The following is a 17061-nucleotide window of genomic DNA, read 5'->3' on the forward strand; positions in this document are numbered from 1 at the left end:
TTTTTAATGGGCTTATTGTTATTATCCTAAACGCAAGGCTGCCAATGAGTTTTGCCATAATTGCTCGGCAAGCTGGTCTTGTGGTTGCCCAAGGGTTTGCGCCAAACTATCTAAAACATAAGGCAGATTCACAGGCGTATTTCTCGTACGGTGTTCGATTGAGGTCTGGCAACACAACGGGGTCATATCAGGGCAATCAGTTTCAATCACCAGATGTTCAGCTCCAATCGCCTGTACCACCTGATGCAGTTTTTTGGCATTGGGATTGGTGATCTGCCCTGTCACACCAATTTTAAAACCCATTTTAATCAATGCTTTTGCTTCTTCAATACCGCCACTAAAAGCATGCGCGATACCACCAAGCTTGAATTTCTGTGCTTTTAATATCGCAAAGGTTTCGGCATGGGCCTTACGAATATGCAGTAGTACAGGTTTTTGATAATGCATTGCCAATTCAAGTTGAGCATTAAAATAATGCTGCTGTTTGGCAACAAGCTCAGGCTGTTTATGTTGCTTTAAAAAGGTGTCCAGACCAATCTCACCAATGGCGACACAATCATGTTGCTTTAACACCTGCTCCAGTTGTTGTAGATGGGCCTGTTGATGTTGTTCAATATAAAAAGGATGCAGACCAGGTGCGAGATAGGATTGAGGGACATTTTCCCAGCACTGCAACTGTTGGTGGGTCTGAATGAGTTCATCAAAGCGGGATTCAACAAAACCGATGAGAACCAAAGCCTCCACGCCCACCTGTTTCGCCTGTACAGCCAAATGTTGCCGATCATGGTCGAAATCGGCAACATCGAAATGGGTATGGGTATCAAACAGTTGCATCATTTTATTAAAAGTCCCGCTTTATAAAAGGGGGATTTAAGGAGATTTATTTGCCACAGGCGTAGATGCTGCTGGCGCATCCACCTTTGGCAAATATTCAGGTTTTAATACACCCTGTAATTTGTCAAATGGAATCACCAGACGTGGCAGACCGACCACATAAGGACCAATTTCATATTCAGCATATTGCAGAATTAAGCCCTGCTCACCCAACAGGAAGTTGTCAGTGACCTTAAACGGCCAGGCCTGCTCATATTCCTCAGGGTTATTGGCAAGTTTGCTGTCTACAATCCAGACCTTGAATGCATCATGCGCCAGCTTTTCCAAAGTTGCCTTTTGTTTTGGCAATAGCAGATCGTTCAATTGCACCTGTTTTTGATTGGTCAGGTCAAAGTTGTAGTAGCGTTGCGAGGTTGAGCCATGTGCGCCACCCAAATAACTGCTGCTATTCAGGACAACCGTTGCCAGTGTGCCCTTAGGCTGTAAAATCTTTGGTTTAATCATCAAACTGATTTGATGGCTGCTGCTCAATGCTTTCAGTTCTTCATCAATCTTGATAAATGAATTGGCATACAGTTGCGCTTGTGCATCCAGATTTTGCTTTTGCTCAGTGGCCTGTACGCTAGAGGCAGCGGTATCTTTATCAACAATTTCAAGCATCTTGCCGAGTTGACCCAGTATTTCCTGATCAAGCAACTGGTCAATAAACGGGAAGTTACTCTGCAAACGTTCAACGCTAAAATCTGGACAGGTATTGCCCTTACACTCGGGCAAACTCACCTGCACCTTGACCGTTTCACCACGTAAGATCGGCTCAGCCTGTGTCTGCACAATTGGCTGCTCTTGTGGCTTGTCCTCTGGCTGCTTAGGTTCTGATTTTGGCTGGCATGCGGCAAGCAGAATTGCACATGCCAGAACGCTAGATTTATAAAATGTTTTCATCGGAAACCTGCAAGCATTGTGATGACACAAGATTTTTAAATGCTAGCGGACTTCACCGCAAATCGCTAGTGATACATGCAATTCCTATACGCTCGTTACAAAGATTAGAACATTTGTTGATAAATATCAGGCTGTAGCATCTGTTTACTTTGTTCAGTGGTTAAATAAATATCCAGTTGTGGTGCATCCTTACTGATTTCATTGGCACGGTAATGCAGGCCAATACCCTCGCCATCAAAGAACCAGTCAGCCTGTCCCCAATACAGCTTTTTCGGCACCTGTTTTTTAACTTCTGTAGATTGTTTCTCAATCCATTGTTGATAATGTGCCTGAATAATGTCATTCAGTGCATTTTGCTGATTCTTCTGAATCACATCCAGAATACTAAGACTTTTTTGTAGTTTACGGTCTGCAACAAAGAAATAAAAACGGTCCTTGACCGCAATATCTTCCTGCTGGGCATTTACTCCCACTTGCAGCAACACATACTGATTCCGCTGTGATGCAATACGGGTATTCAAATGCAGCTCATAGGCCTTGTTTTTTGAATATTTATCCTGCCATTCATCTGACTTTTTTACATAGGCGTTGATGGCCTGTTGCAGGGTCAGGTTTTTATTCTGTTCAATCTGTTGCTGGATCACGTTGGCCTGATTTTTTGCAATCCACGTATTCAGCCATTCATCCTGAGTTTTAACGGTTTGAATATCGACATCAATACAGTTTTTCTTTTCACAAAATGGCAAGGCATAATCTGCCTTGGCCTCCTGCATATTGAGATAGGGTAAAACCTCAGCTTTTTCAACTGGCGCAGTATGCTGTTCAGTTTCCTGTGCTGAATCAGTTTCATTTTTCTTTGGATGATCACATGCCGTTAAAGCCATCATTCCAATCATTAAACTGACAGCAAAAATTGGTTTTAAAGTGTTCATCTCATCATCCCTTATTTTTAGTTTGTTCAATTAAAAACAGCCTCTAATTAGAAGCTGTTTTTATATATTTTAGTGTTCCCGTGTGTTACGGAACTGAATATCTGGCCAGCGTTCCTGCATCAACTGCAAGTTGACACGGCTTGGCGCCAAATAAGTAAGGTGTCCACCACCATCAACCGAGAGTTGATCGTGGGCCTTTTTCTTAAACTCATTCAGAATCTTTTCATCATCACAATGAATCCAGCGCACGGTATGCACACTTACAGGCTCATAAATACAGTCCACCTTATATTCTTCTTTTAGGCGGTACGCAACCACATCAAACTGTAACACACCCACTGCACCAACAATCAGGTCATTGTTGATTTGTGGCATAAACACCTGTGTTGCGCCCTCTTCCGACAGCTCTTTCAGGCCTTTCTGCAATTGCTTGGACTTTAACGGATCACGTAAACGCACACGGCGGAACATTTCAGGCGCAAAGTGTGGAATTCCCGTAAAATGCAGGTTTTCACCACTGGTAAAGGTATCGCCAATCTGGATGGTGCCGTGGTTATGTAGACCAATAATGTCCCCAGGCCAAGCCTCTTCCAGATGCTCACGCTCACCAGCAAGGAATGTCAGCGCATCACTGATACGCACGTCCTTACCGATACGCACATGATTCATTTTCAAGCCTTTTTCATATTTACCTGAGCAAATCCGCATAAAGGCAATACGGTCACGGTGTTTCGGGTCCATGTTGGCCTGAATTTTAAACACGAAGCCTGTGAAGCCCTCTTCATTGGCATCGACAGTACGTTCCTGAGTTGGATGCGCCTTAGGTTCTGGTGCCCAGTTGATAAAGGCATCCAACACATGGTCAACCGCAAAGTTACCCAATGCCGTACCAAACAGCACAGGGGTTTGCTTGCCTTGCAGAAACAACTCACGGTCTAATGGCTCATTTGCCATCTGTACCAATTCAAGTGATTCTTCAAACGATGCCCATGCTAGCTCACCCACTTTGTCACGGATATCCGCATGGTCATAACCATCACGCACTTCAATATCAGTAATGGTTGAGCCAAAACCCGCTTTATAGACATACAGTTTATTTTCAAGCAGGTTGTACACGCCCGCAAAGTCACGCCCCATGCCCAATGGCCAGGTGATTGGCACACAACGAATTTTGAGGACATTCTCAATTTCATCAAGCAATTCCAATGGCTCGCGAATTTCACGGTCCATTTTGTTGACGAATGAAATGATCGGTGTGTCACGCATACGACACACCTCCATCAATTTAATGGTACGCTCCTCAACACCTTTTGCACCATCAATCACCATTAAGGCAGAATCCACGGCAGTTAAGGTACGGTAGGTATCTTCCGAGAAGTCTTCGTGTCCTGGGGTATCGAGAAGGTTGATGGTGTGCTTTTTATAGGGAAACTGCATCACCGAGGTGGTAATCGAAATACCACGTTCCTTTTCCATTTCCATCCAGTCGGATGTGGCGGAACGGTCAGACTTACGGCTTTTCACCATTCCCGCAACCTGAATGGCCTTACCCCATAACAGCAGTTTTTCAGTCATGGTGGTCTTACCCGCATCGGGGTGGGAAATGATCGCAAAGGTGCGTCGCTGGGCAACCTGTGCCGCTAGTTCGTCTTTAAAACTCATGAGAAAAATCTTCAATATGTACACAGTTATGTACACAATTCCAAATATGTACTTAACCGAAAAAAGTGGGAATTCAAAATTGGCGCAATTGTAGCAGATTTAGAGAGTATGTTTTATGCATTGTTGATATGTCTTAAGTTATCCACATGATCATCTCAGGTAAATGCTGAATAAACGTTATATACCGATATAATCAGTGATGGAGAATAAATTTCTCTTTTATTTCAGTGTTTTTAGAACAGATGAGCAAAAGGCAATAAGATGAAAATAATAAATCCCGAAGACATATCCCAGCCAAAGGTGGCAGCAGCGATAAACTGGTGATTTTTAACCATGCCTTGCCCATGTGCCGTGCAGGTTATCCAGGTCATCTGGGTGAGCCTTGGAGTAATTTTGTTGAACCTGTAGAAATTGATTTTGTGATTCAATACAAGCATCTCACCGATGCAGGCTATAACGTACTGACATACGATTTCCGTAATCATGGTCAAAGTGGCGCAGCCAATGGTGGTATATCTGGCATTGGTCAATGGGAATGGCGTGATTGTGTGGGGGTGAAAAAGTTTGTTGATGCCCATCCTGAGTTCAGTAAAATGAAAGTGGCTTTATACAGTCAGTGTCTCGGTGGTATTTCACAATATGCAGCCATCAGCAAACATCCTGAACTTTTTGAAAATGTGCTGTGTATGTGCAGCCCACTCGTACCGAACATGACGGTTATTTTAGAGAGATTCGCAGCATTACAAGGTGTTGATCAATACCTTGAATTAGTCGACCTTGAATTGCTGAAACTAGGTGGTTTTCCAGCAGCAGATATGTCAGGGTCATTGTGGGCACCCCATGTCAAACTTCCAGTGTTGATGTGGCAAGTGCGTAAAGACATATTGACCACTGCTGAAGATTCTCAAAGAACATTTGATCTGTTGGCCAGTACCCATAAAGAGTTGTACTGGATTGAAGATACAACCAAACGCTTTGAGGATGGCTACAACTGGTTTGGCCGCCATCCTGAAAAAGTATTGTCTTATCTCGCCAAATATATGAGCTAATCTTTTTGGATACTACAGCAGTCATTGCCAATTCGCAGACTGCTGTAACCCACACTCAGGTGGCAACGCTATAAAAAATAAGTAATACCAGTCCCTACCTTTTAATCTAGACAGCAACAGCCTTGGCACGTGCGGCATGCAACTTTTTATAACTGTCAATCAGGCGCAAGTGTCGATCCAGCCCCTCCAGTTTCATACTGGTTGGGGTGAGACCATAGAAACGGACACTGCCATCTACCGATCCAAGTACCGCATCCATCCGTTCATCACCAAACATACGGCGGAAGTTAATTAGATAATCATCCAGTTCCAGCTCATCATCCAAAATCACCTCCAGCACCACATTCATGCACTGGTAGAACAGGCCACGCTCAACCGTGTTGGTGTTGTATTGCAGGAACTGCTCGACCAAATCTTTTGCTTCTTCAAATTGTTCTAAGGCAATATAAATCAACAACTTTAATTCAAGAATGGTCAGTTGCCCCCACACGGTATTGTCATCAAATTCAATCCCGATCAAGGTGCTGATTTCGGTGTAATCATCCAGCTCACATTCTTCTAAACGCTCGACCAAAGCTTCAAGGCTGTCATTATCCAGACGATGCAGGTTTAAGATATTTTCACGGAATGACAGCGCCTTGTTGGTGTTGTCCCAGATCAGGTCTTCCACCAGATAAATTTCTGAATAGTCAGGCACCAAGATACGGCAAGCCGTTGCACCTAAATGCTGATACACTGCCATGTAGACTTCTTTACCCATTTCCTCAAGAATGGCAAACAGTTCTTCCGCTTCTTCCACATTGCTGTTTTGACCTTGGTTGGTAAAGTCCCACTCCACAAACTCGAAATCAGCTTTGGAACTAAAAAAGCGCCATGACACCAAACCACTGGAATCAATAAAGTGTTCCACAAAGTTGTTTGGCTCAGTCACCGCATTACTTTGGAACGTTGGCTGCGGTAAATCATTGAGACCCTCAAAACTACGTCCCTGCAACAACTCAGTCAGGCTACGTTCCAACGCAATTTCAAAACTTGGATGCGCACCAAATGAGGCAAAGACTCCGCCTGTACGTGGATTCATCAGCGTCACACACATCACGGGGAACTGACCACCCAGCGAAGCATCTTTGACTAATACAGGAAAACCTTGTTCCTCCAAACCTTTGATGCCTGCTAAAATACCTGGGTATTTCTCCAAGACCTGTTGCGGCACATCTGGCAGCGTCATTTCACCCTCCAGAATCTCACGTTTCACCGCACGTTCAAAAATTTCAGACAGACACTGTACCTGCGCCTCCGCCAAAGTATTGCCTGCGCTCATCCCGTTACTGAGATAGAGATTTTCAATCAGATTGGATGGGAAATACACCACCTCGCCATCCGACTGACGGACAAATGGCAATGAACAGATACCTCGCTCGGTATTACCTGAGTTGGTGTCATATAAATGCGTGCCCAGCAATTCATCATCAGGGTTATAAATCTCAAGGCAGTATTCATCCAGAATTTCTACTGGCAATTCACCATTCGGGCCTGGCTGGAACCACTTTTCATCAGGATAATGCACAAACTCAGCGTTAGCGATCTCTTCCCCCCAAAACTGGTCGTTATAGAAGAAGTTACAGTTTAAACGCTCAATAAATTCGCCCAGTGCCGATGCCAAAGCACTTTCCTTGGTTGAACCCTTGCCATTGGTAAAACACATCGGCGATTGTGCATCACGAATATGCAGTGACCAGACATTCGGGACAATATTGCGCCATGACGCAATTTCAATCTTCATGCCCAACCCTGCCAAAATACTGGACATATTGGCAATGGTCTGTTCTAAAGGTAAATCTTTACCCTGAATATAGGTGCTGCTTTCCGAAGTCAGGCTTGGCATCAACAATGCCTGTGCATCAGCATCAATACTTTCAACTTCTTCAATAATAAATTCAGGGCCTGTCTGAATCACTTTCTTCACGGTACAACGGTCTATCGAGCGTAGAATTCCTTGACGGTCCTTTTCAGAAATATCAGCAGGCAACTCGACCTGAATCTTAAAAATCTGTTTGTAGCGGTTTTCAGGGTCAACAATATTGTTTTGTGACAGGCGGATATTGTCGGTTGGAATATCCCGCGCCGCACAGTACACTTTTACAAAGTAAGCCGCACATAACGCCGATGAAGCCAAAAAGTAGTCGAATGGTCCTGGCGCTGAGCCATCGCCTTTATAACGGATCGGTTGATCCGCGATCACTGTAAAATCATCGAACTTGGCTTCTTGGCGAAGATTGTCGAGATAATTAACCTTGATTTCCATGCTGGTACCTAATGCATCTTATGTACCAGCATAGGCACATAAGCTTGTAAATATGAATAAAATAGAATGACGATCTGAAATTGACTTAAACAGAATAATAAATGAGGCTTATCACGATCAATGAGCACTCATGATAAGCCAAGATAATATATGCCGCATTATAGAGGGATTTGCCTGAATTGATAACGTTTGTCTGTGTTTCCAATCGATATACAACCAGCCCAACCAAACTAGTCGTAATAATGATTTCGCTTTTTAGAGAACTTATCCAGTTGATTTAAAAAGCCCTCAAAATAGCTCTTGTCTTTATCCTCGGTACGATAACCCGCATAGAGTGTACGTCGTAGACCTTTGGGTGAGACGCAATCCAGACGGCGCGAAGTGACCCAGCCTTTATGCTCATATTCATTCACCACCCAATCAGGTAATGCCGAAATCCCGCGCCCACTAGCAACCAGCTGGATCAACATCTGTGTTAGCTCAGTGGTACGGATTTCTTTGGGATGCAGATTGGCTGGAATAAATAGCTTCGCCATGATGTCCAAACGGTGTTTATCCACGGGATAAGTCACCAAGGTTTGTTCTGCCAACTCCTGCACCGTAATCTTTTCCACCCGAACCAATGGATGAGTGTTGGACAAAACCAGTCTGGATTCATATTCAAAAATTGGAAAATACTCAATGCCTTTTAGAGCAATTGGGTCTGCGGTAATCAACAAGTCAAATTCCGCATTTTGTAATAACTCGTGTGGATTGGACTCAAAACCTGACACAAAATCCAGATCAACATCTGGATATTGCTGGCGGTATTGATTCAGCAACGGCATCAGCCAGTCAAAGCAACTATGACATTCCGAAGAGAAGATAATTCTGCCTGTTTGCCCATGCACAATACGGGCAATATCGGTATGTGCGATCTGGATCTGCGGTAACACATCATCCGCCAGCTTTAACAGGCGCAAACCAACATGGGAAAATGAAACAGGTCGGCTACGGCGATTCACCACCTCAACCCCAAACCATTGATCCAGCTCTTTCAATTGATGAGAAATCGCAGACGGCGTTAAATATAGGTCGGTTGCCGCTGCAACCAAGGAACCGTGTTCGCGCAAGGCGGTTAATGTCTTTAAATGACGAAGTTCTAACATACTAATAAACCAGTAAAACATGCCTTAGCTTGTTTCAATACAATTGAGCAGACAATATTTATATAGATAAAATTGAATTAAATTCATCTTATCATAAAACTAATGAATTATTATAAAAATTAATTTTATTTGATTTTTTTACACATTAGATGAATATTATTAATTTTAAAATAAAAAATGCCCCTTAACTTGGGGCGCTGTTTATCAATACATTTCTTATATTTACTGTCTTAGACTCTTTTAAAGCTCATCTCCTAATCCAAAATTACCAAAAATTGGCGTGTCAGATTCTTCCCCACCTAAATCAAAACCTCCAAAAATAGGCGTGGTATCAGGTTGAGGTTGAGGTTGAGGTTGAGGTTGAGGTTGAGGTTGAGGTTGAGGTTGAGGTTGAGGTTGAGGTTGAGGTTGAGGTAAGTTTTGATTATCAACCTGAGTATTAGAACCTGTATTTGTATGATCTGGGTAAGTAGTTTTTGTACCACCATTATTATTGTCTGTATCAGGTTTTCTTGGAGCACCATCTTTGGTTGATGGATATTCATCCAGCAACAAAACTGCGCTTAAAGGATCACATTGTATTCTTTCCTTTATACTTTCATCATCATAGATTACACCCTGAGCCTCTGCATAGAATTTTTTAGAATATTGTGCATGATAGCTTGCCACCCAGTTTTGTAAAATATTGGGCAAATTAAAGGTATAAAAATAAGTTCGTGATTCATTTGGCTGATAAACACTGACCGTTTCATCATTTAAACAATAATCTGTTTGTGTTATTTTTGCCGTTTTTGTACCCGTAAGCTGGAAAGCCGCTTTACAACTATTGGTATATTCATAAATTGGAGATGATGTTGTATTTTTGACCACCACCTGTAATTTATATCTGATTCGTAATGGATGACTCATACCCAGTAAATCCGAACGATCTCCCATCATCATTGGAACATGAGGGAAATTTTGACGAACAAACTGGATCGTGCGTTCTATTCCATTACAGTTTTGAGTGATGGGATTTGGATAAGCAACTGCATATAGCAAACCATCTTCTTCCATACGGTCTGGCCTAACATCTGGTTAAGGCTTGGGTACGGGACTTTCCGTGCCCACAGACAGTCCACCTGTCCCTGTTCCTCCAAGACTCACCCCTACACTCAGATTACCATCTTCATCTTTACAGCCAGCTAAAAGCAATGTCCCCATTAAGAATAGAAAAAATTTAGAGTTTATAGATGCCATAATATATGTTCTCATTTGCTTTGTTATAAAGATTTTGCTGACAACATCCTGTTGTCCTGCTTATCTCCCAGGCATTTTATCATACCTCTAAGCACCTGATATAATTCAATACTAATCACAAAATATTTAAGTTATTAAATGCAAAAAAAGGACCACCCTCATGCTGATTAAGGATAGCCCCAAAGGAACTTCTTCCCAAGAATATCTGAGTTTTGGTTTAGCCAATCAGTAAAACCTAGATACACTTGGCACTTTATTTTTTTTATTCATTCACCATTTATATATACATGGACGTCCGTTAGAACGAGTAGCTTAGACCAACACGCCCCCCCACTTCATTTCCGCCTGCGAAGCCAACCGCACCACTCAGTGAAACACGATTTGCAATGAATGAAGTCACAAGACCCACTGATCCAGCTGTTTCACCCTCATAGTGACCTACACCTGCAAACAATGCGACTTGACCTGAACGAATGTTTGGCACTGCCTGTTGAGCTGCAAGAGCCATTGCCACACCACGGTAAGCACTTTTCTCAAAGTTATCCAAACGTTTAGCTGCTTGATTAATACGACCATCAAGGCGATTAACCTCTGCTGTACGGGTTGCTGCCTCTACATCAATGCGTTGACCTAAGGCTGCATCACCTGCAACACGTGCATCCCTTTCAGCATTAACCGCTGCAATACGCTCTGCTTTAGTGGTTGCATCGCCTGCGATACGATCTACTGTTTCTTGTGCATCTGCATTGGCACGAAGTACTGCTTCATTGTTAATCGCTACGATACGAGCTTCCTTTTCTGCTACATCCCCTGCGATACGAGCTTCTTTTTCGGCATCATCTGCTGCTGCACGAAGTTTTGCTTCATTGTCAATCGCTGTGATACGTGCATCTCGTTCAGCATTGACCGCTGCAATACGTTCTGCTTTGGTCGCTGCATCGCCTGCAATACGTGCATCTTTTTCGGCATCATCTGCTGCTGCACGAAGTTTTGCTTCATTGTCAATCGCTGTTGAAAGAACAGCATCTGCATTGGCACGTTCTTTGGCTTCATCATCAACCGCTTTCTGACGTGCTGCAACCTCGACCGCTAATTTATCAGCTAAGTCTTTGTCACCTGCAATACGTTCCGCTTTTTCTGTAGAAAGTAAATCATCAGCATGAGCAATCAGTTGCGCACCTGCACCGATCTTGGCGATTTCTTTTTGTAGCTGTGATACGTTAATGGCATCTTGATTGTCTACACCATCCGCCACTTGACTGATCGTACGAACAGCACCAGTGAAGAACCCACCAAAACTCACCGTGTCCTCAGTACTACCACCACCACCATTGTGAGTATCAGCATTATAACCAATTGCGACTGAGTTTTTATCGTCAGCAACAGGCTGTCCTGGTGCCGCTGGATCTTTCGAACCAATTACAATCGTATTTTCTGCACTACCTGTTGTACTGTGACCAATATGGATTGCATTCAGTCCACCTCCAAGTGCGTCATGACCAATATTTAGTGCATTTTCACTTCCTGTTTCTGCATTATAGCCAAGTGTGGTTGCATTTTTTGCATTAGCCCATGTTTCACTACCAATCGCAGTTGCCCCATCACCACCACTCGCCCATGCCCGATCACCCAAAGAACTCGATTGGTTACCACGGACTTCGCTATGTCCACCGAACGCAGTTGCATTTTCATCATAGACATTTTGGCTATTACCTACAGCAACACTACCCGCTTTGTTTACATTAACGCCCGCACCAACAGCTGTACTATTGGTATCATTTGCATTGATCCATGAACCCACCGCAATACTGCTCTCACCTCTGGCATGGGCCTCAGCACTTATAGCAATAGAGGAATTGCCTGTGGCTTCATTGTTTGTACCCGCAGCAAAACTATCTTTCCCCATAGCATTGCTGTTATAACCTAACCCAATACTGGTGTTATCAACATCATTGAGTTGGCCCAAGATAATACCATTGGCTGTAGATGGAACATTGGCATAATTGGTTTCCCCTCCCATTGCATTACTTAAACCAGTGCCTGTTCCTGCTGGACCTTCCCATACAGGTGCTGCATAAGCATGACTTGCCATCAAGGCAACTGCTATTATTGATAATTGAAAATTTTTTTTCATTACATCATCCTTTTATTATGACCAAATCTAACTTAGTAATTCATTTAACTAAGTACGACTTAGTTCCCTCCGATGACATACGCTACACCAGCACGACCACCCACTTTTCCACCATCAGCAACACCAAATGCACCGCTGCCAGATAGGCGGTCACTAAATGAGGTAACCGCGCCAAATGCGCCTGCTGCTTCACCCTCGTAATAACCAACACCACCAAACACAGCAACCTGACCAGATTGGAGACTTGGGATTGCCTGTGACGCTGCCAATGAAATTGCGATACCGCGGTTAGCAGTTGTTTCCACACGGTCTAAGCGATAGTTTAATTGGTCAACTCGACCATCCAGACGTTTTACTTCTGCTACACGAGTTGCAGTTTCGCCATCAATACGCTTACCTAATGCAACATCCGCATTAGCACGTAAGGTTGCTTCATTATTAATCGCTGCGGTACGTTCTGCTTTTTCTGCGGCATCGCCTGCAATACGTTCCGCTTTTTCAGTTGCATCTGCATTAGCACGCAAGGTCGCTTCATTATTGATTGCTGCAATACGAGCATTTTTCTCTGCGAGATCCCCTGCAATACGGTCTGCTTTTTCTTGTGCATCCGCATCGGCACGTAGAGTTGCTTCATTATTAATTGCCAAGATACGTGCATCTCGTTCAGCATTAATCGCAGTAGTGCGTTCTGCTTTTTCTGCGGCATCACCTGCAATACGATCTGCTTTTTCAGTTGCATCCGCACCTGCACGTAAGGTTGCTTCGTCATCAATCTTTGTTTGCAAAGCATCATCACCAGCAATACGAGCAGTTTTTTCATTGTTCACCGCGGTGGTACGGTCTGCTGCTTCTTGTGCAATTTTGCCATCTAAAAGTGTATCACCTGCAATACGCTCAGCTTTTTCAGTATCAATCTTGGTATTAATCGCATCTAAGTCTGCTTGTGCAGGCGCATTATTAATTTTTGCAAGCTCTGATTTTAATTGTCCAAGATTCACTGCATCCTTATCATTAATACCATCTGCAACATAAACCACACGACGATCACCCATTGCAACAGTATTATCTTGATCTGCAACGGTATTTGCACCAATCGCTACCGAGTTGGCACCTGTTACTTTTGCCCCTGCACCTATTGCAACACCACCCTCCGCACTGGCTTCCGCACCACTACCAATCGCAATCGAATTTATACCACTTGCGACTGCATTACTGCCTGTGGCAATGGCATTGTCTGCGGTTGCTTTTGCACCAAAACCCAGACTAGTTGCATACTCACCTGATGCTTCTGACGTAGAACCTACGGATGTTGCACCTGTACCATTGACAGTAACCGAGTCACCAAATGCACTGGCTTGATTTCCTTTTAAATCAATATTGCCACCGACCGCTGTACCATTATCATCTGCAATGGTGATTTTATTTCCAACCGCCTGCGATGCTTGTCCATTTACAGTAATATCATTACCAACCGCTGTAGCAAAATCTTTATCGGTGGTATTGCCACTTCCGAGCACAGTGGAGCGAATGCCAGTTGTGCTGTTACCATTTCCGATAACAGCGGACCAATGTCCATTTACTGTATTTCCTGTACCACCAGTGAAACCTTCATTGCCTGTTCCAGTATTATCTGTACCAACCACAGTTGTATTCGCCGCCGCATTATTTGTACCGACAACCGTTGTATCTGGTCCAGTTGCAGTATTCCCTGTGCCAATGTTTGTTTGAGCTGCATATACATTTGCAGCCAATAAAGCTGTTGCTATTACTGATAATTGAAAAGTCTTTTTCATTACGTGTTCCTTTGCATACTAATTATATTGTTGATAAATATTGATTTTTAAAAATCCCATAAGTTCAGCATAACCATTATGCGACATGAATCATTAAATCAATATTCAAATGTGTAATCTGCACACGTATAAAAAGTTAGCACATAGGTTGTTCATTATCAAGAACTTTAAAAACAATAAAATAAAATACAAAAATAAATTTAAATCAATTACTTATTCTAAAAAAATCATATAAAAAATTAAAAAATAATTTTTTTCCTTAAATTTATATTAAAAATATGTTCAATATGTACATAGTTTAATTTTAGTGATACATTTCATCAAGTAAGTCACTTGAGTGAATTTGTTAAGAAAAATGGCTCACCATGAACCTGAAAAGCATGGGGGGGGGTACTTAAGATTTAAAAATGTGGAACTTACATAAAACAGGAAAGGAAACAATAAGTAGACTTTATGCGAGCATATTCATTAGATCTTCGTAAGAAAGTAATGGCTGCCTACCATCAAACACAACATAAATCTGAAGTCTGCAAAAGGTTTAATATTGCCAGGTCCACCCTGGATGAATGGATTTTACTGGAACAAACCACACAGGATTTGAAACCATTACCTGCCATCAGGAATGGCCGACCTTTTAGCATTAAGGATTTAGAAAGTTTTGAGGAATTTGTAAAATCAACGCCCTTTACACAAATTAGGGACTTACTTGATCCTTTTGAGCAGAAGTTTGGCTATAAGGTTTCCTATTCAGTTCTCTGGAGGGGCTTGCACAAGATAGGCAGGGCAAAAAAACGAAATTAATGACTAGCTGAGGTTACTGACTCATCTACAATGTTGTGATGTAAAAAAAGAAAAAATACAATATTAAGTAGTGAACTAGAACCAAAATATATGGTTCCACACAGCAACAGTAAGCAATTAAAATTTAAAATGATTTCATAAAAAATAGCTTGAGAAAAAACTATTTTTAAGACTGCTTAATACTGGAGTAATAAAAAGTAGAAATTTCTTTTATTGCTACAGGATCACGGATCAATCTATTAGCCTTTTAGGGGAAAATACAATGTCTGATCAATTTAGAATCATGGACCGTATCATGGCTTGCTATAAACCGTATTTAGGACAGCAAAATCGTTGCTCTTTAAATTTTAAAAACTGGAATTTGTCCAAAGCAGGTAAACTAAAATTTAAAATTATTGTACCTGACGGGTGTTCGTTACCTCATTTTAATTTAAGACAAGAAAGACTCTTTGGTTCTGATGAGATTCTTTATGAAGATCTTTGGAATGGTAAGGAAATTGACGTAAATGATAAAGATATTTGGCAAGGAAAGCAAAAGGTATATGTTGAAACAATTAATCCACTTCACAAAGTCAGTTATATGGCATTACAAGAAAAGAATAAATTGAGAGAATTCAGGGAAATCTTGCAATATGAAATTATTGTATATGTCATCTAATAACTGAAATTACACAGTGATCATTTTGAAAATGAAAATTTCTAGATAATCCACTTTCAAAAAATTTATATACAACTCTACCTCTAATGCAAATGATCTGTCTTATAATGGTTTTTTAATTGACCGAGTTTTAATACACTACAAATAGATAAGAACAAATGATAGCGTTGTGCTCTTACCATCTACTGAGCTGAATTAGAAAGGTTTCTATTCACACTTCGCAATATACAATACTGCTTAGGACGATGTCACTCATCGTACTGATAAACCCCCAGACGAAATCGTTTAGTGGCATCTGCTGAATTTTCATCATTCTTACAATAATCAATAGCAGCAGAGATCACGGCCTTTGACATTAGGTTCCATAAATCAGCACTCAATTGATTTAACTTTTCAACAGATTCCTGACTCAGCTCATCAGCAAATATTGCCTGTTCCAGAAAATTGCTCTGTCTAGTCAGGTTACTAATTCCAGCAGCAAGGTGGTCGGAAATATTTTGGGAAAATAATTGCTTACTCTCATCCATTTGTGGATCTGGAGTAAAACTGGAATTTTGTAGAATCACTTCATCATTTTCTTCCAGAACAATTCCCAACCTTTTTAATTCCAATAGAATTGATTTTGGATGTTTCTCAGAAGAAATTTGTCTCACAAGGCTTTCAAAGCTATTTTCATTACCCTGAAAAGGAATCCGTTCTGGTAATTTTTGACTCACCCAAAGACCAACCACACGTGCAGGAACACTGATCGGAAGCTGTAGGTTAAATTGATCAACCAAAGCATACTCGCCATAGCTTTGACAAAAAGCCCTTACATCACGGCGATTTAGACCAGACAACAAACTTATTGCGGAATCGGTTTTCTTCTGTTGAATCTTATCCAGTTCTTTTATTGCTTCGTTATAAAATAATGCTTTAAGCGCAGTGGTAAATTCACTATAACCAATGCCAGACTTGATCAGCCAATGAATCAACTGAGGCATGATACTGACGACATGCTCCAGTGTCGTTTCAGTATCATGAGACAACATCGTATCTTCAGAATTTACTAAAGTTGATGTCTCTTTACTCATGTAAACTCCAACCTTTAGCTCAACATTAAAAGAACTTTAACAATAAAAAATAGGATTTTCCTTATTCTAGCTGAATTCCCCCTAAGTGAGGATGAGGATTGTAGGCTTTTTTTTAAAAAAGTTGATGTGTTTTTACTTACAAGTCAAAAGAAAACAGATTAAATTAATATTAATCAAAATCTTAAGTATTTTAGCAATATTTTTTCAATCCTAAGTTGTTGTAATTAATAAAAATGAACAAGCAAATCACTCCTATCCTGAAAGTTTAAGCACCCATACTTTTGCCACAAACAGGCATTAGATCAGCTTTACAATAAAAAAAACCATCTCTAAAAAATAAAAAAGAGATGGCGAATGAGGAGCCTTTTCAGGGTTTGTAGCTCATAATTTAATATAGCAAATAAATGCTCAAATTACACATTTATTATAATAAAAAATAGCATCTATGTAACATTTTATGTGTTATTAGAACAAAATATTTAATATTTAGT

General features: G+C 41.5%; 12 protein-coding genes and 1 pseudogene. 3 read left to right on the forward strand and 10 right to left on the reverse strand.

Going from position 1 to position 17061, the window contains the following annotated elements; genetic code table 11:
- Positions 1 to 21 precede the first annotated feature (21 nt).
- The 4 genes from N5J47_RS09980 to N5J47_RS09995 all read right to left on the reverse strand — a co-directional run bounded on the left by N5J47_RS09980 (position 22) and on the right by N5J47_RS09995 (position 4370).
- Complete coding sequence (locus N5J47_RS09980; protein WP_279960109.1) at positions 22 to 834, reverse strand: TatD family hydrolase; 813 nt, start codon at positions 832 to 834, stop codon at positions 22 to 24.
- A 36-nt stretch (positions 835 to 870) separates the two neighbouring features.
- Positions 871 to 1776 (reverse strand): RsiV family protein, encoded by a 906-nt coding sequence (locus N5J47_RS09985; protein WP_279960102.1) that lies wholly within the window; start codon positions 1774 to 1776, stop codon positions 871 to 873.
- A gap of 104 nt (positions 1777 to 1880) precedes the next feature.
- Positions 1881 to 2708 carry a hypothetical protein gene (locus tag N5J47_RS09990; RefSeq protein ID WP_279960103.1) on the reverse strand — a complete coding sequence of 276 codons (828 nt, stop codon included), beginning with the start codon at positions 2706 to 2708 and terminating at the stop codon, positions 1881 to 1883.
- Positions 2709 to 2777: 69 nt separating this feature from the next.
- Positions 2778 to 4370: a peptide chain release factor 3 gene (locus N5J47_RS09995; RefSeq protein WP_267981686.1), complete on the reverse strand. Its 1593-nt coding sequence runs from the start codon at positions 4368 to 4370 to the stop codon at positions 2778 to 2780.
- Positions 4371 to 4690: 320 nt separating this feature from the next.
- Here N5J47_RS09995 and N5J47_RS10000 point away from each other — a divergent pair, with 320 nt between their 5' ends.
- Positions 4691 to 5419: an alpha/beta hydrolase gene (locus tag N5J47_RS10000; protein ID WP_279960104.1), complete on the forward strand. Its 729-nt coding sequence runs from the start codon at positions 4691 to 4693 to the stop codon at positions 5417 to 5419.
- A gap of 106 nt (positions 5420 to 5525) precedes the next feature.
- Here the strand turns inward: N5J47_RS10000 and N5J47_RS10005 are convergent, their stop codons facing one another.
- From N5J47_RS10005 to N5J47_RS10025, 5 genes and pseudogenes are all read right to left on the reverse strand, one after another.
- Positions 5526 to 7724: an OsmC domain/YcaO domain-containing protein gene (locus tag N5J47_RS10005; RefSeq protein WP_279960105.1), complete on the reverse strand. Its 2199-nt coding sequence runs from the start codon at positions 7722 to 7724 to the stop codon at positions 5526 to 5528.
- A 230-nt stretch (positions 7725 to 7954) separates the two neighbouring features.
- Positions 7955 to 8872 carry a LysR family transcriptional regulator gene (locus N5J47_RS10010; protein ID WP_279960106.1) on the reverse strand — a complete coding sequence of 306 codons (918 nt, stop codon included), beginning with the start codon at positions 8870 to 8872 and terminating at the stop codon, positions 7955 to 7957.
- Between the two features lie 477 nt (positions 8873 to 9349).
- A pseudogene (locus N5J47_RS10015) lies at positions 9350 to 10111 on the reverse strand (hypothetical protein); the annotation flags it as partial.
- 298 nt (positions 10112 to 10409) lie between these two features.
- On the reverse strand, positions 10410 to 12245 hold the full coding sequence (locus N5J47_RS10020; protein ID WP_279961001.1) for a YadA-like family protein: 1836 nt from the start codon (positions 12243 to 12245) through the stop codon (positions 10410 to 10412).
- 59 nt (positions 12246 to 12304) lie between these two features.
- Positions 12305 to 14038 (reverse strand): YadA-like family protein, encoded by a 1734-nt coding sequence (locus N5J47_RS10025; RefSeq protein WP_279961002.1) that lies wholly within the window; start codon positions 14036 to 14038, stop codon positions 12305 to 12307.
- 453 nt (positions 14039 to 14491) lie between these two features.
- Between N5J47_RS10025 and N5J47_RS10030 the strand changes: the two genes are divergently transcribed.
- Together N5J47_RS10030 and N5J47_RS10035 are read left to right on the forward strand one after the other, a co-directional pair.
- Complete coding sequence (locus N5J47_RS10030) at positions 14492 to 14839, forward strand: IS630 transposase-related protein (RefSeq protein ID WP_279961003.1); 348 nt, start codon at positions 14492 to 14494, stop codon at positions 14837 to 14839.
- Between the two features lie 262 nt (positions 14840 to 15101).
- Complete coding sequence (locus N5J47_RS10035) at positions 15102 to 15497, forward strand: hypothetical protein (protein WP_279961004.1); 396 nt, start codon at positions 15102 to 15104, stop codon at positions 15495 to 15497.
- Positions 15498 to 15745: 248 nt separating this feature from the next.
- Here N5J47_RS10035 and N5J47_RS10040 read toward each other — a convergent pair whose 3' ends face one another.
- Entirely contained in the window at positions 15746 to 16570 is an 825-nt protein-coding gene (locus tag N5J47_RS10040) for a hypothetical protein (protein ID WP_279961005.1), read from the reverse strand.
- Between the last annotated feature and the right edge of the window lie 491 nt (positions 16571 to 17061).

The sequence above is a fragment of the Acinetobacter sp. GD03645 genome, from assembly GCF_029845285.1.
Taxonomy (GTDB): Bacteria; Pseudomonadota; Gammaproteobacteria; order Pseudomonadales; family Moraxellaceae; genus Acinetobacter; species Acinetobacter corruptisaponis.